This is a genomic window from Alteromonas macleodii ATCC 27126 (assembly GCF_000172635.2).
GTDB lineage: Bacteria > Pseudomonadota > Gammaproteobacteria > Enterobacterales > Alteromonadaceae > Alteromonas > Alteromonas macleodii.
Map to the genome: position 1 here is coordinate 932,628 of NC_018632.1, position 23,694 is coordinate 956,321.

Below are 23,694 nucleotides of genomic sequence, written 5' to 3' on the forward strand. Positions count from 1 at the left end.
TCTACGTGCTCAAGTTTTACTTTTTCTTTTTAGGCTTAGCTTTTGCCTTGGCTTTGTCTTTGGCCTTCACTTTCTTCTTTTTCGGGCCAATTTTAGGCGTTTTGTTTTTGGGGCGTAGCTCGTCAATAACGCGAGCTTTAAGTGGTTCGCCCATGTAACGTGCGGTTTTGGCTACCATGTCAAAATCGTGGGCCTCAACCAAAGATATAGCAGTACCTTTGGCGCCAGCGCGGCCGGTTCTGCCAATGCGGTGAACATAAACGTCGGCTTTGCGCGGCATGTCGAAGTTAATAACATGGCTCACGTTAGGCACATCAATACCGCGGGCAGCAACATCCGTTGCCAGCAAGATAGGTACTTCACCACTTTTGAAACGGGCTAGCGCTGCAATACGTTTGTCTTGTGGCATTTCACCCTGTAGCCAGCACACTGGGATATCTTTCGAGGCTAAGAAGTCCTTAAGCATTTGCAGGCGTTCGCGGGTTTTCACAAACACAACCGCTGACGTCGTTGTTTCTTGCTTCAAAATATTCACCAGCAATGCTTGCTTGTGATTCATGTCGTCAGCAAGGTGATACCACTGATGAATTTTGTTCTTCTCTTTACGCGATGGGTTCGCTTCAATCACTTCAGGATTGTTGAGAATGTCATGAGCGAAAGTCTTAACGCCTTTGCCTTCAAGCGTGGCAGAGAACAATAGGTTTTGCTTGCGCCAGCGCGCTTCGGCAGCAATTTGGTTAACTACCGTTGAGAAACCCATATCCAACATGCGGTCAGCTTCATCAAGGATCAAACACTCGATATCACGGCAATCTGCGGCTTCTTTTTCGATATGCTCAAGCAAACGACCTGGCGTGGCCACAAGAATATCGAGATTCTTGCTTAAGGTTTCTTTATCGGTACCGTAGTTAATACCACCGGTTATTACCCCGCACACAATTTGTGTATGCTTTGTTATGGCTAGGGCTTGTTCGTAAACCTGTAGCGCTAACTCGCGGGTAGGCGTTAGGATCAAAATACGTGTAGCACCAGGCTGTCTGCGCGGATAATCAAGTAAAAACTGGCATGCAGGCAATAAGAAAGCGGCTGTTTTACCAGTACCTGTAGGAGCAGAGGCCAAGATATCTCGTCCATCCAACGCATGCGGGATAACCAGTTCTTGAATGCTAGTTGGAGTTTCAAACCCCATATCGGCAGCTGCGTGACACAGTGCTTCGTCTAATTCGAGTTCTTCGAAAGTCATAGTATAAAAAACGCTCTAAATGAATGGGGCGTATTGTAGCATTGCTATACCAAAACATTGAGAAAAACTGGCGTTAAATTCGCACACCGTAGGTAAATACACATTCTGATGCTAACGGGTTGGTACTGTTGGCGTTAAGTAAGTGCAAGTGCGTCAAATCGAGCTTACTCACTTTATCCTCACTTTCAACCCGTGAAATTTCGAAGTAGTAGTTGGCGTACGGTGAATTTGGTTCTTGAAGCTCTAGGTAAGGAAACTGGCGATACTTCCATTTACCCTTTACGTCTTCTGAAGATGTGGGCGTTTGAAGTGTGAGGGTATACGTACCGTCTTTATACAGCGTGAGGCGCTCGCCGTTACCACATCCATTGGCGATATAGCTATGGATAAGATCTTGGGCAAGGAGGGTTCCGTGGGGGCGATTGCCGTCAGGAAACACGAACAGCGCCAAAGAGTTTTTAGTATACCAATGATTGCCTTGAGTGAGCGATTGGACACGGTTTATAGAGTAACCCGCATGCTCTGCGATGCTAGTGGTATTGTCGATTGCTTCTGGTGATTGTAGCAGCAATGAATAGAGCAACGTATTTGTAGACACGGATGTAGGAAAATCAAAGTCGTTTACTTCAACATTCAAGCCATGGTCCGTTAACTGTTCAGATAAGGCTTGAACTTTGGACGGCTCAAGATATTTGCCATAAAGGTAGACGGTTGGAGGGCTTGCACATCCACTAACTATAAGGGGAAAAGCTAAAGTTATAAGGTACGTTATTATTGTTTTTTTCACTTAAGAATCTCCAAGCCGATGCCAGATTTTTTCATTTAAAAGGGCGAATCGTTTGTTTAAAGCGAAGCGCGCTTTGAAGCTGTTATTTAACGAGCTGCGAACAAGCAACGAATAACTAGCGAGCAACTGTTGCACAAGAACGCACAAATATAGTTAAGGATTACATTTGTAATCTAAATTAAATAATAGCGACATGCTTAAGTTGTGTAAACGAAAACTTGTTAGCAAAAAGGTGGGGCAAAGGCTGTGAGGGACGGTATAAGCATTAGGTATATCACAGTGATGTAATCAGTGCGCGGTAATCCCAGCTTTGAAGCACGCCATCAGAGGAGAGGGTAACAACATCACCATCCTCGTTAAGTTTCATAGCGTGAGTGGTGGCTTCGCTTGAGTAGCGTTTAATTTCCCATGAGGCTATCTCTTCGCCAGAGTTAGCATGCCATAGCGTTACCACTGATTTGGGTGATGTTGTCATTAGGTAGTCACCGTTTTCTAAAAATAACCCTTTTCGGAAAAAGCGGAAACGTTCCATAAATTGTAGTCCAGACATCACTTCATGGGTGGCGAGATCAATAATTTCGTGGCTGTTCAGCGCATCGGATATAAAAGCTCGCTGAGCTCTATTGTCTAGCACTGAAGCGGTAACTCGACTGCGATATTGCCTTTCCAGCAACACATCGTTTTTGTCTAAATCCCATAGAAACCAGCGCTTATCTATCCCTCCAGAAAACGCATAGTCATCAGAAAAATAGCCGACATGAAGCACTTTCATTGTATTGTGCTGGTATTGCAATGCAGTGCCGTTATCAAAATTTAGTAGCAATACGGTACCATCGGTCATACCAACTAGTGCGCTGTCACCATGGTGAGATAGGGAAGTTGATGACGCTGTGGCGCCGGGATCTTTACCACTAAAATGCCAACTACCTACCACATCACCTGAGTGCAAGTTAATCAGTGTAGTGCTCCAATAGCCTGTGAGCGCTAACCATGCCTTGTCTTTGGAAAACGTAATGAGGTGCAGTGACTCTTCATCAAGCACGTCACTGTGCCATTTGTAGCGCTCTCGTTTTTCATCTACATCCCAAACAGACACCGAGGAGTCGTCAAAAATAAATGCCGCAAGACGGGCATCCTCCGAAAGCGCAGCTTTCCTCACTGGCTCTTGGGTAAAGCGAAACTCGTGAACAGGTAATACGCGCGTCTCTTCAGTGCAACCAAAAAGCGCAAGGAGAACGGTGAAAAGTAAATAAAAAAGTGGTGACGCTAAAGGTGAGAGAAAGCGTCCGTTCGTTTTTCTTTCGATCATTGCTTTAGCACAATTATGTATTAATAGAGGCAATAGCGGATAGCTTTGCTTGGTTAAGCGCGTCTTTTATTTCAGGGCCTTTAACGCCCGTGGCAATAATATCTTGCACGTTCACTTGGTTGGCGGCTGATAATGCATTTTCAATTCGCTTTCGTTGGCGTTGCCAATCTATGCCCTTGTTATGAGCATAAGGTGCAAAAGCGCTAAGTAACAATGTGAAACGCTCTTCTCTACGCCACGCATCACAGCTATTGAACAAGGCAAGTAAATCGGCGGGCGAGTTCTGCGCGTTCAAAAGAAAGCCTTTGAATTTGCAGGCAAGGCTGACGATTTCACTAACTTGGTTTTGCACTTTAAGCCGACTGCATAACTGTTTCGCTTCTTCCTCACTGAGGTGAGTGAGCAGGGCAGTAAACCTTGTTATCAGCCTAGCGGTTTCTGAATCGCTACTTTCAGGTAATGGGGTTTCTGAACCCGTGTATTTAACAACGCTTTCGTTTTCAGCCTTTTCTAGTGCTACCGCCGTTTTTAACGTTTCCAGAGCAGTATCTACGTTTCTTTCAAGCTCAGTAAACCAGTCATTGAGGCCATGGGCTTGGTTTAATACAGTGAAAAAAACATGCGGTGTTTTCTCTAAAAGACTGCGCTTTGTTTCTTGCCATACCCGCTCTGCACTTAGCGTGCTTAGCTCGCCGCTTTGCGCCATAGACTGCATAAGAGCCATGGTTTCAGTGGCGATAGTAAACCCCAAATAAGCATAGCGGGTGGCAAACCGAGCAACGCGAAATACGCGTAAAGGGTCTTCACTAAAGGCTTCAGATACGTGGCGAAGTAGGCGGTTTTCTAAATCTTTTTTACCACCATAGGGGTCGATAAGGTTTCCAAGGTTGTCTTGCGCTATCGCGTTAACGGTAAGGTCCCTGCGTAACAAATCTTCTTCTAACGTGACCGAGCTCGACGCATCGCATACAAAACCGGTGTAACCTTTTCCTGACTTACGTTCTGTACGTGCAAGTGCGTATTCTTCCTGTGTTTTAGGGTGCAAAAAAACAGGGAAGTCTTTGCCTACTTGGGTAAAACCTTGGCTGAGCATTTCTTCCGGCGTGGCGCCCACCACGACATAGTCGCGTTCAACAACCTTTCTGTTTAACAGTGCGTCACGCACTGCGCCACCAACGAGATATATTTGCATGCTCTTCCAACGATTTTTTAGTCAGTAATACTTTTTAGATTGGGAATACATCGACTTTTGACGTGTAACGAAAATCAACCTTCCCAAGGTAACAGAGGCGCAGTATAGCAATGTTACAAATAAAATTCGTAGCCACATCGTTATGCGCTTTCACTTCAAGGTTGCGTCTGGTAGTTTAATCGTCGTTAAAAATTAAAACAGATAGGCGCTTCAGCAACCATGTATTTGAACTACTTCGGGTTAAATGACAATCCTTTTTCGATTGCGCCTAACCCCGATTATTTGTATATGAGCCCAAGGCACAAAGAGGCTTTGGCCCATTTGACCTTTGGCCTCAGAGAAAGCGGTGGTTTTGTAATGCTCACCGGAGAAGTGGGCACGGGAAAAACAACGGTATCGAGAAAACTGTTGCAGCAGCTACCCGATAATACGCAGGTAGCCATGATTTTGAATCCAACCTTATCCGCCCTTGAGCTATTAGCAACGGTTTGTGATGAGCTAGGCTTGGCTTATACACCTGAAAAAGCAAGCCTTAAGTATTTCACCGATTTGATTTTGTCTAAGTTAGCAGAGAATCATCAGTCAGGCATGAATACGGTACTAATGGTTGATGAAGCGCAGCATCTGTTGCCCGAAGTACTAGAACAACTTCGTTTATTGACCAACCTAGAAACGAATCGTGAAAAACTGTTAAAGGTGGTATTGATAGGTCAGCCTGAATTACAGCAGTTGTTAAAGCGTAATGAATTACGTCAGCTGGCTCAACGCATTACCGCTCGTTATCATCTGCTACCCTTAACTGCGCCAGAAGTCAGTGCTTACATAGCACACCGCTTAAGCGTGGCTGAAGGTGATATCAGTATTTTCAGTAAGTCTACATTGCGCGCGGTGCATCAAATTACTGGTGGGATTCCAAGGGTAATTAATTTGCTGTGCGACCGAGCGTTAACCTTATCTTTTACTAAGCAGCATGCGGTTGTGCAAAAGCCTATATTCTTGGCCGCGGCAGAGCAAATTCTAGGTGAAGATGTTGTTAGTCAGCGCGTGCAAAGCCAGCGTAAATGGTATCTCGCATCGGCGTTTGTTTTGGCCATCATATTCGGCTACGGGTTAGGGAGTTTGTATGTCTAATATCGTCGCCATTGACCATTTAAAACCCGGTATGGTGATTGTTCAAATTACCAAGCAAAATGGGCCAGTTAAAATTAGAAAGTCGGGTTTAGTGACAAGCGATGCTATGGTGCAGGGCTTGTCTGAAATGGGCGTGCAAGAGGTCGAAATAGACCCTGAGCAAACCGTGGAAATAGCGCCGACAGTTCATCATAGAACTCAGACCCAAGCTTTGCTTCGGGGCGAGCACGACACTACCGCCAAATTTGATAAATCCCTTAACGAGCAGTTTAATCGAAGCTTGTTTTTACCCACAGTAGAAGGGCTTCCGTCAGCATGGAAGCTTTACACCAAGCAAGTTGCGCTTTTTGCCGTCGTTATTCTTGGTGGTTTATGCATTGGCTTTTCCGCCGCTACGGCAAAACGCTGGTGGCCAATGCTAACTGCACCCGCTTCTGTACCGGTGGCAGACTCTGAAAGCTCAGTTTCACAGGTTGAAGCAAGCGGAGGCGCTTCAGCGCTTACGACCACGCAAAGTAGTAATGAAGCACCAGGCACTTCAAGCAACAAAAGTGAACAGGTATCTTCTAACATTCAGGGAAGTGGGCAAAGCGCAGGTTTAAATGAAACTGCTAACACAGCGGTAAATGCCAACGTTAGTAACGGCGGTGCAGCTCAGCAAGGCACGCAAGCGAACGCTATGGTAAATAACCAGTCTGTTGGCAACTTAGCTGCAACACAAAATACTGATTTAGGTGCAGTTCCAAATACAAACCCAAACACAACAGGTACTCAGAATCGCTACAATAACGACGTGTCCCAACGTTCTGGCGCCGAGCCAAGTAGTGGATATGAGCGTAGCTCTTCAATGGATACAAGACAAACTGAGACTTCAGGGAATTATGAAGGGAGAGTATTAAATGAAGCTACGTCTCAATCTGACGTATCCGTGTCACCAGAACTCATGGCCCGTTTTAATGCTGCCGTTGAAGCGCTAGACTCAAAGGCACAAGATAATAAACCCGCTGAAGAGCAAACAAGGGTGACGGTTAAAGACGAACTACCCCGTGTAGATCAGTTACCCGTTCGCTTGTTAACACGACTTCCAACCATGAACTTTAGCGCGCATATGTATGCGTCTCGTCCTGCCGATAGGTGGGTGAGAGTCAATGGCCGTCAAATAGGTGAGGGTGACTGGATTGCTGATAGAGTGCAAATCGTCAATATTGAAGCGCAACGTGTGGTGCTTGCTTTCGAAGATGAGATTTTTACTATGGCAGCATTAACCGATTGGTAATTACTATCTGTTAGTTACAAAAAACACTAACAAGAAATACAAAAAAGGCCCTTTGAAAAAAGGGCCTTTTCGCTGGTTATACTTTGTGTTCTACAGCGGCATCTGATTGATGAAAACGTCTTTAAAGAATTTTGGTAAGTTCAAACTAAACTCTTCGGGGCGAACGCCTGACACAATCTCATCGTCGTACTGACTTAAATCAACGCGTTTCACTTCATTGAAATGCTGCGACGTAACGCTGTAAAAGGTCATAACGTGAGGGCTTACGGGGTCTTTAGGGTTGATTTTGCTAACAATACCTAATTTACCGCTCTTTAACCTCACCAAGGAGCCAACAGGGTGCACGCCAATACACTGGATAAATTGTTTTACCAATTCTTGGTCTAAGTTCTCTGTCGCAGTTAGTCGCTTTAGCGCCTGAGTAGGCGTGATACTGTTTTTGTGCGTACGATTAGATGTCATGGCATCGTATGCATCCACAATGGCAGCAATACGCGCGAACTCTGAGATTTCGTCACCAACCAATCCTCTCGGGTAGCCGCTTCCATCGACGCGCTCGTGGTGCTCTTCAATGATGCGTAGCGATAGGTCAGAAATATCGCCACACTGTTCAACTAGGTCAGCACCAATTTCAACGTGAGTTTTCATCACTTCCCAATCATCACTGGAAAATTCGCCTGTATTATTGCGAATTTCATCTGGCAGGGAAGACATGCCGATATCCATCAATAGGGCACCTAAACTCACTTGCTCTGTGGTATCTCTGTCATAGCCAAGAAACTCACAGAAAATGCCGCTTAGTACACTGCAATTAATACTGTGCTCAAGAAGGTACTGGTCGGTATCCTTGATCATAGTCAGGCAGCTCAGCGCATCTTTATTATCAAATACACTTTCGATCAGGCTTTGCGATAGCGACTCCATGGGAGACAAATCTTTTACCGCCCCATTTTTAAGCGACTTTAAAAAGCTGCTTTGAATGGCAATTGCGCTGCTGTAAAGCTCGTTGGCTTCGTTAATTGAATCACGACCCACTGGCTTAACAACCGGTTTAGTCACTTCAGGCTCTTTTTCTTTAGCTGGCTCGGTTGGTACAGCTGGCTCGGGCAGCTTAGATTTCGCAAGATCTACTTCGACGCTTAAAATACCTTTCGATTTTAGACTATCAATAATGGCTTGGGTTTTCACAATGCCTTTAGAGCGCATTTTAAGTGAACCTGTTTGTTCAAGTACTTGATTGACGTACATTCCTGGCTGCAAATCATCAATGGGTACCTGTTCTAGCATTATCTCTCCTGTGAGGCACAACGTTGCCATAGCCTTCAATTACAATAGAAACGAATAGTACGATATTCCAGTGAAAAAAGTGAGGAGTTTATTAGTCTTTAGTATAGCTAGAGTTGGCGAATGTAGGATTACCGAATTCGTGAGAAAACGCGTGACGTGTAAATGTGCCGAGAAGTTGCTTATGGCTCAAATCAGGTGAACTGATATTTTTATTGCGGATTGGTATTAGGCGTCTTGATGCGAAGTTAAGGTAGAGGCATAGATGAGAGAAATAAACAGGGTGCCATCTCGCGACAGCACCCATGTGTCATGCTAGGGCGTTGTTAAGCGCTAAAGCCCCACGCTTTTACAACCACGCGGGCTGTTTATCTTCGAAGGCTTCTATAGCACTTGTGAGTTCAAGCGTTTGACCGATAGCATCTAAGCCTTTAATAAGGTTGTTTTTGTGATGCTCAGCAATATCGAAGCTGAAGCTTGTATCGTTAAAACTTACTGTTTGCGCTGGAAGATCAACGGTGATCTTAGTTGCCGGGTCTGCCTTCACTGCAGCAAACAAAGCGTCCATTTGCTCGCTTGATAATGCCACAGGCACTAGCTGATTATTAATGCAGTTGCCGTAAAAAATATCAGCAAAGCTGGTGGCAATAACCGTTTTAAATCCAAAGTCGGCAAGTGCCCACGGCGCGTGTTCTCGGCTTGATCCACAACCAAAGTTTTCGCGAGCTAGCAACAGACTCGCACCTTTGTGCTCAGGCTTATTCAGCGCGAACGCTGGGTTTGGCTCTTTCTCTTCTAAATCCAAATAACGCCAGTCGTGAAACAAATGTTTGCCGTAGCCAGCACGTGTTACGCCAGTTAGAAACTGTTTTGGAATAATTTGGTCGGTATCGACATTGGCCTGATCAAGCGGCGCAGCAATGCCTGTGTGTTGTGTAAAACCTTGTTCAGACATAAGTTACTCCTGATAATCTCTAACGTCAGCAAAGCGACCGGTAATTGCAGCAGCGGCAGCCATTGCTGGGCTTACCAAGTGAGTGCGCGCCCCACGGCCTTGACGGCCTTCAAAGTTACGGTTACTGGTAGAGGCACATCTATCGCCTGCCACTAGCTTGTCGTCATTCATACCAAGGCACATAGAGCAACCTGGCAAACGCCACTCAAAGCCAGCATCGATAAAGATTTTATCTAAGCCTTCTGCTTCAGCTTGGCGTTTAACGTTACCCGACCCTGGAACGACAATCGCAGTCACTGAATCGGCGACTTTACCGTGCTTGGCGATTTGTGCCGCTGCGCGCATATCTTCAATACGACCGTTGGTACATGAGCCGATAAATACGTGGTTTACTGCAACGTCAGCAAGCTTTTCACCGGGTTTTAACCCCATATACTCAAGCGCTTTTACTGCGCTCTCTTTTTCAATCGGGTCACTGAAGTCTTCAGGGGCAGGTACCGGTGTGTTTACGCCAATAACCTGGCCTGGGTTAGTGCCCCACGTAACCTGAGGAGCGATATCTGCCGCTTCAAGTTCAACCACAGTGTCAAAGGTTGCGCCCTCTTCGGTATAAAGGGTTTCCAATAAGCGACAGCGTCTTCCCAGTCTTGACCCTTAGGTGCGTATTCACGGCTTTCAAGGTAGGCGAAGGTTTTCTCGTCTGGTGCAACAAGACCAGCTTTCGCGCCAGCTTCAATACTCATGTTGCACACCGTCATGCGCTCTTCCATGCTTAAACCGCGGATAGCTTCACCTGCATATTCAATGACATGGCCAGTAGCGCCGGCGTGGCCAATTTTGCCGATAATGGCAAGAATAATGTCTTTTGCGGTAATACCAACAGGAAGCTTGCCATTTACGTTGATAAGCATGCTTTTCGCGCGGCTTTGTTTCAACGTTTGCGTTGCCAATACATGCTCTACCTGAGAGGTACCAATACCAAATGCCAGCGCACCAAATGCACCGTGGGTTGCAGTGTGTGAGTCACCACACACCACCGTCATACCAGGCTGAATTAGACCTAATTCAGGGCCCATAACGTGCACAATACCTTGCTTTTGGTGACCTACTGGAAATAGCTGAATGCCGTGTTCTTCACAGTTTTTTGCCAAGGTTTGTAGCTGAAGCGCATTGGCTGGTCCACAGGCATCAATTGCCAATGAACGGGTTGAAATGCTGTGATCCATAGTACCAACCGTGCGATCAGGGCGTCGTACTTTACGGCCTTTTTCATTAAGGCCAGCGAATGCCTGAGGTGACGTTACTTCATGAATTAAGTGACGGTCGATATAAATTAAGCTGTCTTCACCGATTTGGTCAATAATGTGGGCTTGCCACACTTTGTCATATAAGGTCTTGGCCATGAGGTTGTTTTACTCCTGCGCCATTAATTGTTTAACGATTTCATCGCCCACTTGTGACGTGCTTGCCGCTTGGCTGCGTTTGTCAGAAGGAAGTAACTCGCCTGTAAGTACACCTGCTTCTAGCGTTGCCACTACTGCCTTTTCAATTGCGTCGGCAGCATCATTCAAGTTCATGCTGAAACGCAGCATCATGGCGGCCGATAAAATTTGTGCGATAGGGTTAGCAATGCCTTGGCCTGCAATATCTGGAGCCGAACCACCTGCTGGCTCATAAAGGCCAAAGCCTTCCTCGTTCATGCTTGCCGATGGCAACAAGCCCATAGAGCCCGTCATCATAGCGCATTCATCAGAAACGATATCGCCAAAAAGGTTTGAACACAGCATCACATCGAACTGCGCCGGATTCTTCATTATTTGCATAGTGGCGTTGTCGATATAGATGTGGTCTAGCTCTACATCTGGATAGTCTTTTGCCACTTCTTCAGCAATTTCACGCCATAAGCGGCTGGTTACCAGTACGTTGGCTTTGTCCACCGACGTCACTTTGCCGCGACGCTTCTGTGCTGCTTCAAACGCTGCAATAGCAATACGGCGAATTTCACGTTTGCTATAGCGCATGGTGTCATACGCGAACTCTTCTTCGCCTTCACCTTCTCGGCCCTTAGGCTGACCAAAGTAAATACCGCTGGTTAACTCGCGCACAACTAAAACGTCTATGCCTGATTTAGCAATGTCTTCACGAAGGGGAGACAGGCTTTCAAGGCCCGGATAAATGCGAGCTGGGCGTAAGTTACTGAACAGGTCAAAATGGCTGCGAAGGGTAAGTAGTGCAGCGCGCTCAGGACGTTGCTCTAACGGCAAGGTGTCCCACTTAGGGCCACCGATGCTGCCAAACAAGATCGCATCGGCTTGCTCACAGCCCAAAAGCGTTTTTGAGGGTAGCGCTTCGCCTTCAGTATCAATGGCGTAGCCACCTACAGGATATGCAGTACGGTTGAGGGTGACGTTAAACTTCTTTTCAACAGCATCTAAAACCTTATTGGCTTCCTGCATAACTTCTGGGCCGATACCGTCTCCGGCTAATACGGCAATTGAATACTGGCTCATTTATACTCCTGCAACGCGTTCTTGTTGATTTTTTTGCTGATCAATTTGATCGGCTAAATATGTGTTGTTTAATACAAAGATAAGGGCTTTAACGCCGGCTTCCACAATATCTGTAGCCAAGCCGATTCCATGGAAACGACGGCCTTTATATGTAGCGATAACGCTCACTTGCGCCAAAGCGTCGGCACCTTCACCTTTTGAATCTAATTTAAAGTCGACAACTTCTAAATCTTCGTGACCTAGTATAGACATGATGGCCTTATAAGCCGCATCTACCGGGCCGTTTCCAATACTAGACTGGGTAATCTCTTCAGTGCCCACTTTCATTTTAACGGTAGCACTTGGAATGATTTCACGGCCTGAATTAGCTTGAAGATAAAGCAACTGGAAGTGTGCTTGGTCGTGTTTTTGCTTATCGAAGAACAACAAGGCTTCAAGGTCGTAATCGTATACTTGGCCTTTTTTATCCGCTAACTTTAAGAATGCGTCATACACCGCTTCTAAGTCATAGTCTTCGGTTTTATAGCCAAGTTCGGTTAAGCGATGCTTAATCACATGACGGCCAGAACGTGACGTTAAGTTTAGGTTGTTCTTATTAATACCCACACTTTCTGGAGTCATAATTTCATAGGTATTTTGCGCTTTTAAGACACCGTCTTGGTGAATACCAGATGAATGGCTAAACGCATTTGCGCCAACAATGGCCTTGTTTGATTGAACTGGCATATTACAAAGCTGGCTGACTAGCTTAGATGTGCGCGATATTTCGGTAGAATTAATGTTAGTTTCAAAGCCCAACATGTTCTTACGGGTTTGCAAGATCATAGCAATTTCTTCAAGTGAAGCATTACCAGCACGCTCGCCAATACCGTTTATCGTACATTCAACCTGTCTGGCACCTTGCTCAACAGCTGCTAATGAATTTGCTACCGCTAAGCCCAAGTCGTTGTGACAATGCACTGAAATGGTTGCTTTATCGATATTTGGAACGCGATTAAACAATTGCTGAATAATACCGCCAAACTCTGTAGGTGTTGTGTAGCCTACGGTGTCCGGAATATTCACCGTCGTCGCGCCAGCGCTAATAGCGGCTTCAACCATTCGGCATAGGTAATCAATATGGGTACGCCCCGCATCTTCACAGGAAAACTCTACATCGTCAGTATACTTACGTGCATGTTTCACCGCGGCTACGGCCATATCTACAATTTCATCTTGTGACTTGCGAAGCTTGGCACCTACGTGAATCTCTGACGTTGCGATGAAGGTGTGAATTCTGAATTGCTCAGCAACGCTTAATGCTTGTCCGCATGCATCAATATCACCCGGCAATGCGCGAGATAGGCCACAAACGATGGAGTTCTTAACTTCTTTGGCAATCATTTGTACAGAGCGAAAATCGCCGGGTGAAGAGACAGGAAAGCCTGCCTCAATGATGTCAACGCCTAACCGTTCGAGCGCCAGCGCGATCTGCAATTTCTCTTTGGCACTTAGACTTGCAGGTAAGGCCTGCTCGCCGTCTCGCAATGTGGTATCAAAGATCTTCACTTGATTTGTCATGACGCTCTCTCAGTTGAATAGTTAAAAAAAAACCCGTGCTTGGCACGGGTTTTTGTGAAATTAAATCGCTGGTCGCAATCTACCCGTGCAGTCTGGCTGCCATAAGGAGTAGAGATAGAAGAAGGAAACGAATACGCATTTGTTATTTCTTTGCTGACCAAGTTGATAGCGACAATGTACCCATGTGGCATGAAGAGGTCAACCATTGTTTACAATAATGAGTATATTTTTCGTGTATAAATACTTTCTTTTAATTATTTAGGATATGTGTCCTAAAGATCTTAGTCTGAGAGCAACGTGACCAGTAACTACAGCCATTTATGAGGGGCTTAATTTACTATATATGATGTTGGTTAGGATGTTTGTACTAAATTTTGTTGTGGAGATGCAAAAGAGGTTGTGGTTTTTATGCGAATATACTGGGTTTTTATTCTTTTTGGGGCGTTGTTACCTATTAAGCAGCGTAAAGTTCTTCCAGTTGATTTGAGTAGATAAGCGCATTTCGCGAAGGGATAAGGCACGTGGTGAACGCTTGGATTTAAAGCTCCATGCGTGGCCACAGCATGCAGCGGTCATTATCGCCTTTGAAGGCCGCAGCAGTATTTTGTTTTGAACTGAAAGTGCCGTGGCCGCTTCCATTTCATCGCGTAGTGGAGTTGAAGAAATGCACTCCCCTGAATTGGCAAACCATCCATTTTTGTTCAGATGGAGCTGGGTATTGTCTTGGTTTACCATATCAATGGAATCAAGCTCAATGTGAGAGCCTTCCATATTTAAAATTAAAACAGGTACAACAAGACCATACCTACCGTTTTTTCTATACCACGCTTCTCGCTTTTCTACATCGTCTAAATGATTAATGCCGGGGCACTTTGCAGATTGCTTGGCATACCAACTTCCATTATGGGTATCTGTTTTTAGCGGGGATGGATTGTTTGCGATGCCATTACTAATCATATATCGAGCAATAGCTTTCACGTGATAAGGAAGCCCGCCCATTCGACGCTTTAGCAGCGATAGGTTTTTTATCTCGCTATGAGCTAGAGAGACGATTTCTCTTTCATACAGAGCAGTACATATTTCATTGAATTGAGGGTGGCTTCCGCCTAACTCTCCCGATTCGCTAAAAAAGCCTGCTTGAGATCGAGAAGAAGGTTTCTCTGCTGTCATCACTTATCTGCACAAATTTTTGATTATTGAATAACCGTATCAAGAAACGGTAATAAGTGCCATATAGGCGCTTTAAAAGCTGGTATTGCTTTTTGTTTAGCAAGTTTGAGGCTTTAGCGATTACTCATTTCATGATGATTTATATTACCAATTTTTTTATGCGCAAAGGTGAGGGTGAAAAATTTCAATTACCAATTTCCATATAAGTGATAAATCATTAAGTCATTGTTAAATAATGACTTACTTTGTTTTTATGACCTTAACAATATCAAATTATTAAAAAATAATTTGTTATTGGTAAGGTGTTGTTGTGATGATGTTAAGACCAATTGTTATTTTTGTTGTTGACCAATATGTGGAATTGATCTACTGTTTGTAACATCCTTGTAAAGTAGGTGTGAGGTAAATTTACAAGGCAGGTAAGTTGCAGATCAATTAAGCGGTAAGGAATGAGTGATTAGACATTCCTCAATCCTTAAGAGGAAAACACACATGGCACACAAATTATCTAAAATAACGCTTGCGGTACTTTCGGCTACGACACTAAGCCTTACCGCAACTACAAACGCGCAGGAATCTCAGCAAGAGTTAAATGAAGATGTAGAGGTAATTGAGGTATCTGGTATCCGAGCGTCACTCGCTAGCGCGATGAATGAAAAACGCTTCAAGAATAATCTTGTTGAAGTTATCGAAGCTGAAGATATTGGTAAGCTACCTGACCAAAACTTAGCGGAAGTATTGGAAATATTACTGGTATCCAGATTACCCGTGAAGCTGGCGTGGGGACAGGCGTGCAGATTCGTGGTACCGATGCCAACCGCACCGAAATAAACGGGGTTTCAACTGTCGGTTCAGGCGCAGGTCGAAGCGGTATCGATTTTGAAGATGTTTCAGCGGCTATTATTGCTGGCTTAGAAGTGACTAAATCGCCAGACGCGAAAACGATTGAAGGCTCTGTAGGCGGTACGATTAACCTTAAAACTATTCGTCCTTTACAGCTTAATGAGCAGTTAGCAGCGTTTCGTGTGCAAGGCGAGAACAGTAGTTTAACCACTGATAGCAACTTTCAACCTCGTATCTCGGGTACGTTTGGTGATAACTGGGATACCGATCACGGCACCATTGGTATTGTTATAAGCGGAAGCTATGCTGAACAAGACGTAACCGCGTTTCGACCTCGTGCTGATAGAGATAATATCATTACGTCGGATAGTGGCGTAGCGAGCGCTCAGTCTTTTGACTTTTTGCCAATTCAGTTTTTTGTTCAAGACTACGACAACTTCGAGTACGAAACTAAAAATCTAGTGGGCACTATAGAGTGGGCCCCGAACGATAATACTAAGTTCTTTTTTGACGCAATCATTAACGACCAAGAGCGTTTACAAGAAAGTTCGCGGGTGCAAGCGTCTGGGGTGAGTGCGCTTAACGATGTGTCAGTGCCTGATGAATTTGAAACCATTAACTTTGGTTCATTGGGTGGTACAAACTTGGGCTCAATTCAAGCGGCGCTTCGCGGAGTTATTCCAGTTGATCTGGAAAATGACGATGACGATCCTAACTTACGCTTTTCTAGTGATACTAACTCTCGTGTAACGAAAAGCGAGATTTTCCGCTTAGGGGGAGAGTGGCAGGGCGAAAAGTGGAGCGTGTTTGCGGAGGTTGCCTCAACATCATCAGATACTACCACACCGAGTTTTAATACAACGCTTAACTTTATCAACCCAAATGCGCCTTTAGATGCTGGTGGCGCAAACGATAATGCAGTGCCTTTCGCATATGACTTATCTGGTGGTGCATTAACGTTCGGTATTGCTGATGGGGCAGAATACGCGCCAACGGCAGAGCAATTACTTGACCCAAACAACGTTGTGCTGCGTGATGTAAACATTGGTCGTGACACTACTGAAAACTTCGAAGATGCTTTCCGCGTCGATTTCACGTATTACGTCGACACTATGGTTACGTCCGTTGATTTTGGTTATCGCTACAACAAATCAGGTAGTAAGCGTGAAGAGATAGGAAATAATGTAAATCTTCGGTCTATGGAAGATAGCCCGAGAGGTAGTTTATTTAGCGAGCTTTTAGTCGCTGGTCCTGACAACTTTAACGATGCTGATGGGCGTGAGCTCTATGTGGCTGATTTTCTTCTTATAGATCCCGAACAAGTATCGTCTAATCCCGATGCTGTTTTAGCTGCACTTCAACAAGCGCTAGAAACTCATGGTTCTGGCGAAACATTAGATGAACCAACATCAAGTTCAACGGGCTTCTTTGATATTGAAGAGGAAACTCACGCTTTATACGCACAAGCAAATTTTGAATACGAAATGTTCCGCGGTAACTTCGGTGTTCGCTACTTACAAACAGACGTAACTTCTGTAGGCAACTCAGTAACGGTTGATGAAAATGGTGATGAGCTTGTTTCACGCGTTACTAACAACGGCGATTACGACTTTATCCTTCCTCGTTTCAATCTAGTTGCAGATGTTACGGATGACATTGTACTAAGGTTTGGTGCTGGCAAAGACATTCGTCGCCCTAATTTTAACGACCTTTCGACATCGGTAACCTTCAGCACAAGTCCTAACCCAAATGTGGCTATTGGAAACCCTAACCTAACGCCTGAAGAAGTAATTTCTTATGACCTAGCAGCTGAGTGGTACTTTGCTGAAGCCAGCGTTATTAGTGTAGGGATTTTCCACAAAACTCGAAAAGATCTATTCGTAGATCAAATTGTGAGTGCAGCAGAAGATCCAGTAACAGGGTATCGAGACCTAACAGACCCTTGTGAAGGTGGTGGTATCTTCAATCCAATAGCAGATATCAACGTATTTGGTCCAAATCTTGGCACAGGCGTTTGTGTGGGCACAGAAACTAAAATTAACGATACAGGTGAAACAACCCAGAAAGGTATTGAATTTGCTGTTCAATATGACCTATCTGGTTTTGAAAGCGAGCTAGGTTGGGCTTCAGGTTTTGGCGTGCTTGCTAACTACACTATTCAGGAGTTCGACGGTGGTGAAGCTGAAAACATCGCGACAAGCCGAGCTGGCCAAGTTTTCGCAGCAACCACAGGAAACGATCAAGAGGTTAGTGCGGTTCAGGGTCTGTTAAATCTTTCTGAAAATGCCTACAACATTACGCTTTATTACGAGAAGTTTGGTCTATCTGCTCGCATGCGCTACACGTGGCGTGAAGCCTACCGTACAGATGACTTCGGAAGTACTTCTAGCTTCCCGTGGGGTTTCCCAGCGGTTCAGGCGGATCGTGGTCAGTTGAATGCAAGTGTGACTTACGATGTTAACGAAAACCTTAATATTGGTGTAGAGGCCGTAAACATCACTGAGTCTGAGGTAGAGCAGTACTGTGTTAACGAAGGTGCGCTTCTGTGCTTCCAAGGTCTGACTGACCGAAGAATCACTCTTGGTGCGAACTATCGCTTCTAACATCGCAAAATGGTGGTGAGGTGTCTGGACGTTAATTTTTCAGATGCTCTCACGGCCAATCAATTTGGTTTTGCCAATCAAGATATTAAGTCAAATCTGAAAGTTATTTGGGTAAACCACAGTCGTCACATGTACCACATTCAGACCGCTCAAATTAGTGGGCGAAGTTTCCTGAATATATACGGTTTAACTTTTATCTTTATTGGTATTACAGGTTTTCGTTATTTCTATCAATTGGTTGACAAATTGGTAAGTTAATAATAACGTAAGGGTAGGCTTGAATTGGCAAGATCTGAAAGCGAAATGCCATTACAAAGCACTAGTCATTTTATTTTTGGTTCGAAAAGCAACTTCGGACAATGCAACGAATATCGTCATTAGGAGACAGTCATGTCCAAACCAACCATTGGTTTTATCGGTTTAGGCCTTATGGGCGGCAATATGGTAGAAAACCTTCAGAACAAAGGCTACGCCGTTACCGTAATGGACTTAAATAAAGCTGCTGTGGATAAATGTGTAGAACGCGGCGCAAAAACAGCGAAAACTGGTAAGGCACTTGCTGAAGCTTCAGACATCGTGATGTTGTGTCTAACCACCTCAGAAATAGTAGAAAAAGTTATCTATGCTGAAAATGGCGTGTTAGAAGGTTTGCAGGAGGGGTCTGTATTAGTAGATTTTGGTACATCAATCCCAGCATCTACTAAGAAAATTGGCGCAGACTTGGCGAAGAAGGGCGTAGGTATGATTGACGCGCCTCTTGGAAGAACACCTGCACACGCAAAAGATGGCCTGTTAAACATTATGGCAGCAGGTGATATCGATACCTTTAACAAGGTAAAAGGTGTGCTGGAAGACCAAGGTGAAAATGTCTTTTATTTAGGCGCTTTAGGTTCCGGCCACACAACTAAGCTAATTAACAACTTCATCGGTATGACCACGGTCTGTGCCATGTCACAAGCCTTCGCTGTAGCAGAGAAGGCAGGCGTAGATAAGCAGCAGCTTTTCGACATTATGTCTACAGGGCCTTCAAGTTCCCCTTTCATGCAATTCTGTAAAAATTATGCGGTTGATAACGTTAGTGATTTAGGCTTTTCAATTGCTAACGCTAACAAAGACCTGGGCTACTTTTTGAAGATGGTTGAAGACCTAGGTACCGAATCAAAAATAGCGGAAGGCTCGTCTGCCAATTTGAACGCTGCGGTTGATGCGGGTTTAAGCCAAGGTAATGTACCTGAGATTTTCGAGTACTTTAAAACGCTGACTAAGTAATGTATCGACTACGTCGTCATCGCTCTTAAAGTGATCAAAAGGCAGGTATTTTATGCAAGTGCAATTTATTAAGTGGCTAGCTGTGTTTATTGTTATTAGCGCTATGTCGTCAAACGCGGGCGCTAAACAATATACCGTTAGCTCACCAGATGAATACAACGCAATAGCATCGTCTCTTAAGGCGGGTGACGACGTAATTTTACAAAATGGTGTTTATCGAGACTTTGAAATTTTACTAGTAGGGCAGGGTAGCGCTGAAAAGCCCATTACGCTGACTGCGCAAACTAAAGGTAAGGTTATTCTGTCTGGTCGTTCTAACTTAAAGTTAGCTGGGCAGTATTTAGAAGTATCGGGTTTGGTATTCAAAGACGGATATACCCCTAGCAGCGCTGTTATCGCGTTTAGGAAAGATGCACAAACGCCAGCTAATTATTCACGAGTAAGTGAAGTAGTCATTGATGAGTACAGTAATCCGGACCGCCAAGAATCAGATTATTGGGTTGCACTTTATGGTAAGCACAACCGGTTTGACCATAACCACCTGACGGGTAAGCGTAACAAGGGGGTTACTGTCGCTGTTCGGCTTAACGGCGAGGCACATCAAGAGAACCATCACAGTATCGATCATAACTACTTCGGTTATCGCCCTGTATTCGGTTCAAACGGTGGAGAGACGTTAAGGATAGGTACAAGTCATTACTCTCTGAGTAATTCGAATACTCAGGTTATCAATAACATATTCGAACAAACTAATGGCGAAGTTGAAATTATTTCTGTTAAGTCTGGTGAGAACCTGCTGAAAGGAAACGTTTTTCTATCCGCCAAAGGCACCCTAACCCTTAGACACGGTAATAATAATCGCGTTGAAGATAATGTGTTTTTAGGCAATGGCGTGGACCATACCGGCGGAATTCGCGTTATCAATGAAGGCCAAGTGATAACCAATAACTACTTGGAGGGGCTAACGGGTTATCGCTTTGGTAGTGGTTTTACGGTTATGAATGGTGTGCCTGACTCGCCTATCAATCGTTATCATCAGGTTAATAACGCGCAAATCACAAATAACTCATTCATTAACGTGTCACATATCCAACTTGGTGCTGGAAGCGATGAAGAGAGAAGCGCGGCACCTATAAACTCATTGTTTGCCAATAACCTTATTTACAATGCTTCGCTAAACCAACCTTTTACATTATTTGATGATGTGAGCGGCATTACATTCGCTAACAATGTCGCTAATACCAAAATGATAAAAGAACTTAGCGAAGGCTTTACTACTGCATCGCTGCCCCTTGTTAAGGGTGAGAATGGGCTTAACGTCGCTAAGCTAAACGAGCCTGAGGTAAAAGGCGCAGAAACAAAAGATGTTGGTGTTGCTTCTAACATGAACGTCGTATCAAAAAGTGACGTCGGCGTAAGCTGGTATCCCAAAATAGTACCTGAAGTGAACTTCGCTGCAGGTAAAACAATTATCGTAAGTGCCGATGCCGCTGAACTTATGACAGCACTTGAAAATGCCAGTGACGGAGATGTTATTACAATCGCACCTGGCACAATCGTTGTGCCCAGTGTTCTTATTATCGATAAGACAATAATGGTAACTGCACAGACTCCCAAAGCTACAACACTGTCGTTCGAACGCTCCGCCTTGTTCGAAATACATGACAATGGAAATTTGAAGCTTGAAGGTTTGGTGCTTTCAGGGAAAGACAGCCCAGACGCTTTTGGCAATAGCGTTGTAAGAACGAAAAAGTGGGGCATGCTTCACAACTATGTTTTGAACGTAGAAAACTGTGATATCGAGCGTCTCGATATCAACCACTCTTTTAACTTCTTTACGTCTGGCAAAGGCGCGTTTGCCGATGACATATCACTCTCGAAAAATAGTTTTAACGGCATTACGGGCCATGTTTTAAGTCTTGATAAAGAGATAGAGGACTACGGTATTTATAACGCTGAGTATGTCAGCATAACCAACAACACGTTTAGCAACATAAGTGGTAGCGTTGTAAATCTCTACCGAGGCGGTACCGATGAAAGTACCTTTGGACCGCACTTAGACATGCAGGGCAACGTGCTAACTAACGTAGGCAGTGGTAAACGCAACAAGCAAAGTGCCAGTGTTTATCTTCATGGCGTGCAAGTTTCAACGCTAAAAAATAACAACTTTAATGAGTCTGAGCCTGTTGTGGTTAATCACACCGTTGGTGAGCCAATTACCGCAATAACAAACAATACATTCCTAAATACACCTATGCAAATGATTAAAGAGCTGTTTGCACCTGGTCCGCATACTGCGGTCTTGAATGACAATGTTTCCACGAAAGCGAACAAGAGGTAATGGGCAATGATTAAAAACCTCTGTTCCCTACAACAAAAATCTGCGCTTTTACTTTTCATTTTTTGTTCGCTTTCTTTTTCTTCTCTAGCCGCTCACCCTAACTTGGTGATCACGCAAGACGACGTTGTAAAAATGCGCAACGCCATAATGCAAGAAGGGCGTTTCCAAGATGCTTATTTGCAAGTTAAGCAAGAGGTAGATTTGCATTTAGCAATGCCAAACGTTGTTCCTGTGCCAAAAGACGGCGGCGGTGGTTACACTCACGAACGTCATAAAAAGAACTATCAGCTTATGTATAACGCTGGCGTGGTGTACCAAATTAGTGATAACGAAAAGTATGCGGATTATGTAAAAAGTCTCTTGTTAGATTATGCCGCACTTTATCCTACATTAGGGTTACACCCACAGCGTAAAGTGAACGCCCAAAACCCTGGTGTTTTCTTCTGGCAAAGCCTAAACGAAGCCGTATGGCTTGTGAATACTATTCAAGCTTACGACTTGATATACAACACGCTTGATGAAGAAGATCGAAGCGTAATTGAGAACCAACTGTTGCGTCCTGTCGCGTTGTTCTTATCAGAGGGTCAACCGTCTACGTTTAATAAAGTACACAACCACGGAACGTGGGCTACCGCTGGCGTAGGTATGGCAGGGTATGTGTTAAACGAACCAGAATGGGTTGAAAAAGCACTTTACGACCTTGAAAAGTCAGGCAAAGGTGGTTTTTTAAAACAGCTCGATACGCTATTTTCCCCTCAAGGCTACTATAACGAAGGGCCGTACTACCAACGCTACGCGCTAATGCCGTTCGTTACGTTCGCTAAAGCAATTGAAAATAATGAGCCTCAACGCAATATTTTCGACTACCGCGATAAGGTTTTGCTTAAAGCAATAAATACCACCATTCAGCTTAGCTACAATGGATTGTTCTTCCCAATCAATGACGCAATTAAAAGCAAAGGCATAGATACTATTGAGTTAGTGTATGGTGTTGCTGTGGCGTATCAGCAAACAAAAGATAAAGGCTTACTGGATATTGCCAAGCAGCAAGGGCGAATTGTACTCACAGGCGATGGTGTTGACGTAGCGAAGGCGCTGGATGAGAACAAAGCAGCGCCTTATATTTTCGAATCGATGGCCTTGGGTGACGGTAAAGATGGCGATGAAGGTGCATTAGTAATTATGCGCACTGAAGAACCTCAGGGTGAAACAGTGTTATTTAAACCTGCAGCCCAAGGTTTAGGACATGGGCATTTCGATAAACTAACATGGCAGCTTTACGATAAAGGCAGTGAGATTGTAACCGACTATGGTGCGGCACGATTCTTAAATGTAGAAGCCAAATTTGGTGGTCGTTACCTTCCAGAAAATAATAGCTATGCCAAACAAACCGTTGCGCACAATACGGTAGTGGTTGATGAGCAAAGTCATTTCTCTTTTAACTTGGAAAAGGCGAATGCGAATGCGCCTACGCTACACTTCTTTGAAAATAACGAGCACGGTACAGTTGCTCGCGCCAGCATCGAAACTGCCTATGACGATGTTGTACTTGATAGAACGATAGCGCTGCTTTCTTTACCTACCTTAAATAAGCGCATTGTTGTTGATGTGTTTGATGTATCTAGTGACAAGCCGCACACCTACGATTTACCACTGCATTATAGCGGCCATTTAATTGATACTAACTTTGAATATCAGGGTTATACCAATACGTTATCTGCACTAGGAAGCGTAAGTGGATATCAGCACTTGTGGCTAAGGGCGAAGGGTATTCCGAAAGCTGATATGGCTAGAGTGACTTGGCTAAATAGTAATGGCCGTTTCTATTCACAACACAGCGTTACAAAAGGCAACGAAACCTTTCTATTTACCCAGCTAGGTGCCGGTGACCCAAATTTCAATCTTCGCAACGAGAGCAGCGTGATACGCAGGGTAGAAGGTAAGGCACATCACCAATTCGTTTCCGTTCTAGAGCCTCACGGTGAATACAACCCTAGTAAGGAATATACCTTGGGTGCAGAAAGCATTATTACATCAGTTCAGACAGTAAAAAACGACACATTGCTTTTACTTGTAATAAAGGCAGCTGAACAGCAGTTTCTAATAGCCATAAATACCACAGACGGTAGCGAGTCGACCGAGTCTGTTTCTTTTGATTTTGATAAAAACCGTTACACGCTTTCAAGCCGTTTCGCTGTGTATGCGCTGTAATTTTTTAGGA

At 44.5% G+C, this 23,694-nt stretch carries 14 protein-coding genes and 2 pseudogenes; 6 read left to right on the forward strand and 10 right to left on the reverse strand.

Going from position 1 to position 23,694, the window contains the following annotated elements; genetic code table 11:
• Positions 1 to 16: 16 nt before the first annotated feature.
• From srmB to MASE_RS04030, 4 genes are all read right to left on the reverse strand, one after another.
• A complete protein-coding gene (gene srmB / locus MASE_RS04015) occupies positions 17 to 1,243 on the reverse strand; it encodes an ATP-dependent RNA helicase SrmB (RefSeq protein ID WP_014948476.1) in 1,227 nt (408 codons plus the stop codon).
• 73 nt (positions 1,244 to 1,316) lie between these two features.
• Entirely contained in the window at positions 1,317 to 2,030 is a 714-nt protein-coding gene (locus MASE_RS04020) for a hypothetical protein (RefSeq protein WP_014948477.1), read from the reverse strand.
• Positions 2,031 to 2,304: 274 nt separating this feature from the next.
• Entirely contained in the window at positions 2,305 to 3,339 is a 1,035-nt protein-coding gene (locus MASE_RS04025) for a WD40 repeat domain-containing protein (RefSeq protein ID WP_014948478.1), read from the reverse strand.
• Between the two features lie 13 nt (positions 3,340 to 3,352).
• Positions 3,353 to 4,531, reverse strand: a complete 1,179-nt coding sequence (locus tag MASE_RS04030; RefSeq protein ID WP_014948479.1) for a CCA-adding protein — start codon at positions 4,529 to 4,531, stop codon at positions 3,353 to 3,355.
• 219 nt (positions 4,532 to 4,750) lie between these two features.
• Here MASE_RS04030 and MASE_RS04035 point away from each other — a divergent pair, with 219 nt between their 5' ends.
• Both MASE_RS04035 and MASE_RS04040 read left to right on the forward strand, forming a co-directional pair.
• Positions 4,751 to 5,662: an ExeA family protein gene (locus MASE_RS04035; RefSeq protein ID WP_014948480.1), complete on the forward strand. Its 912-nt coding sequence runs from the start codon at positions 4,751 to 4,753 to the stop codon at positions 5,660 to 5,662.
• Complete coding sequence (locus MASE_RS04040; RefSeq protein ID WP_014948481.1) at positions 5,655 to 6,938, forward strand: general secretion pathway protein GspB; 1,284 nt, start codon at positions 5,655 to 5,657, stop codon at positions 6,936 to 6,938. The genes MASE_RS04035 and MASE_RS04040 overlap by 8 nt, the downstream gene beginning before the upstream one ends.
• A gap of 90 nt (positions 6,939 to 7,028) precedes the next feature.
• On the opposite strand, the gene MASE_RS04045 is transcribed toward MASE_RS04040, so the two are convergent.
• The 6 genes and pseudogenes from MASE_RS04045 to MASE_RS04070 form a co-directional block, all read right to left on the reverse strand.
• A complete protein-coding gene (locus MASE_RS04045; RefSeq protein ID WP_014948482.1) occupies positions 7,029 to 8,225 on the reverse strand; it encodes an HD-GYP domain-containing protein in 1,197 nt (398 codons plus the stop codon).
• Positions 8,226 to 8,571: 346 nt separating this feature from the next.
• The gene (gene leuD, locus MASE_RS04050) at positions 8,572 to 9,177 is read right to left on the reverse strand and encodes a 3-isopropylmalate dehydratase small subunit (protein WP_014948483.1); all 606 of its coding nucleotides are present in this window, start codon (positions 9,175 to 9,177) and stop codon (positions 8,572 to 8,574) included.
• Between the two features lie 3 nt (positions 9,178 to 9,180).
• Positions 9,181 to 10,580: pseudogene (gene leuC / locus MASE_RS04055) on the reverse strand (3-isopropylmalate dehydratase large subunit).
• Positions 10,581 to 10,589: 9 nt separating this feature from the next.
• Entirely contained in the window at positions 10,590 to 11,687 is a 1,098-nt protein-coding gene (gene leuB / locus MASE_RS04060) for a 3-isopropylmalate dehydrogenase (protein ID WP_014948484.1), read from the reverse strand.
• On the reverse strand, positions 11,688 to 13,247 hold the full coding sequence (gene leuA, locus MASE_RS04065; RefSeq protein WP_014948485.1) for a 2-isopropylmalate synthase: 1,560 nt from the start codon (positions 13,245 to 13,247) through the stop codon (positions 11,688 to 11,690).
• 447 nt (positions 13,248 to 13,694) lie between these two features.
• The gene (locus MASE_RS04070; RefSeq protein ID WP_014948486.1) at positions 13,695 to 14,417 is read right to left on the reverse strand and encodes a hypothetical protein; all 723 of its coding nucleotides are present in this window, start codon (positions 14,415 to 14,417) and stop codon (positions 13,695 to 13,697) included.
• A 492-nt stretch (positions 14,418 to 14,909) separates the two neighbouring features.
• Between MASE_RS04070 and MASE_RS04075 the strand changes: the two are divergent.
• From MASE_RS04075 to MASE_RS04095, 4 genes and pseudogenes are all read left to right on the forward strand, one after another.
• Positions 14,910 to 17,863 (forward strand): annotated as a pseudogene (locus tag MASE_RS04075) (TonB-dependent receptor).
• Positions 17,864 to 18,253: 390 nt separating this feature from the next.
• Positions 18,254 to 19,132: an NAD(P)-dependent oxidoreductase gene (locus MASE_RS04085; RefSeq protein ID WP_014948490.1), complete on the forward strand. Its 879-nt coding sequence runs from the start codon at positions 18,254 to 18,256 to the stop codon at positions 19,130 to 19,132.
• Between the two features lie 52 nt (positions 19,133 to 19,184).
• Complete coding sequence (locus MASE_RS04090) at positions 19,185 to 21,473, forward strand: polysaccharide lyase 6 family protein (RefSeq protein WP_014948491.1); 2,289 nt, start codon at positions 19,185 to 19,187, stop codon at positions 21,471 to 21,473.
• Positions 21,474 to 21,479: 6 nt separating this feature from the next.
• The gene (locus MASE_RS04095) at positions 21,480 to 23,684 is read left to right on the forward strand and encodes a heparinase II/III domain-containing protein (protein ID WP_014948492.1); all 2,205 of its coding nucleotides are present in this window, start codon (positions 21,480 to 21,482) and stop codon (positions 23,682 to 23,684) included.
• Positions 23,685 to 23,694 lie beyond the last annotated feature (10 nt).

Bases quoted from the DNA above. Each gene is read 5' to 3' on its own strand.
- srmB (WP_014948476.1), bottom strand. From the start codon at position 1,243: ATGACTTTCGAAGAACTCGAATTAGACGAAGCACTGTGTCACGCAGCT.
- MASE_RS04025 (WP_014948478.1), bottom strand. From the start codon at position 3,339: ATGATCGAAAGAAAAACGAACGGACGCTTTCTCTCACCTTTAGCGTCA.
- MASE_RS04030 (WP_014948479.1), bottom strand. From the start codon at position 4,531: ATGCAAATATATCTCGTTGGTGGCGCAGTGCGTGACGCACTGTTAAAC.
- MASE_RS04035 (WP_014948480.1), top strand. From the start codon at position 4,751: ATGTATTTGAACTACTTCGGGTTAAATGACAATCCTTTTTCGATTGCG.
- MASE_RS04040 (WP_014948481.1), top strand. From the start codon at position 5,655: ATGTCTAATATCGTCGCCATTGACCATTTAAAACCCGGTATGGTGATT.
- MASE_RS04045 (WP_014948482.1), bottom strand. From the start codon at position 8,225: ATGCTAGAACAGGTACCCATTGATGATTTGCAGCCAGGAATGTACGTC.
- leuD (WP_014948483.1), bottom strand. From the start codon at position 9,177: ATGTCTGAACAAGGTTTTACACAACACACAGGCATTGCTGCGCCGCTT.
- leuB (WP_014948484.1), bottom strand. From the start codon at position 11,687: ATGAGCCAGTATTCAATTGCCGTATTAGCCGGAGACGGTATCGGCCCA.
- leuA (WP_014948485.1), bottom strand. From the start codon at position 13,247: ATGACAAATCAAGTGAAGATCTTTGATACCACATTGCGAGACGGCGAG.
- MASE_RS04070 (WP_014948486.1), bottom strand. From the start codon at position 14,417: ATGACAGCAGAGAAACCTTCTTCTCGATCTCAAGCAGGCTTTTTTAGC.
- MASE_RS04085 (WP_014948490.1), top strand. From the start codon at position 18,254: ATGTCCAAACCAACCATTGGTTTTATCGGTTTAGGCCTTATGGGCGGC.
- MASE_RS04090 (WP_014948491.1), top strand. From the start codon at position 19,185: ATGCAAGTGCAATTTATTAAGTGGCTAGCTGTGTTTATTGTTATTAGC.
- MASE_RS04095 (WP_014948492.1), top strand. From the start codon at position 21,480: ATGATTAAAAACCTCTGTTCCCTACAACAAAAATCTGCGCTTTTACTT.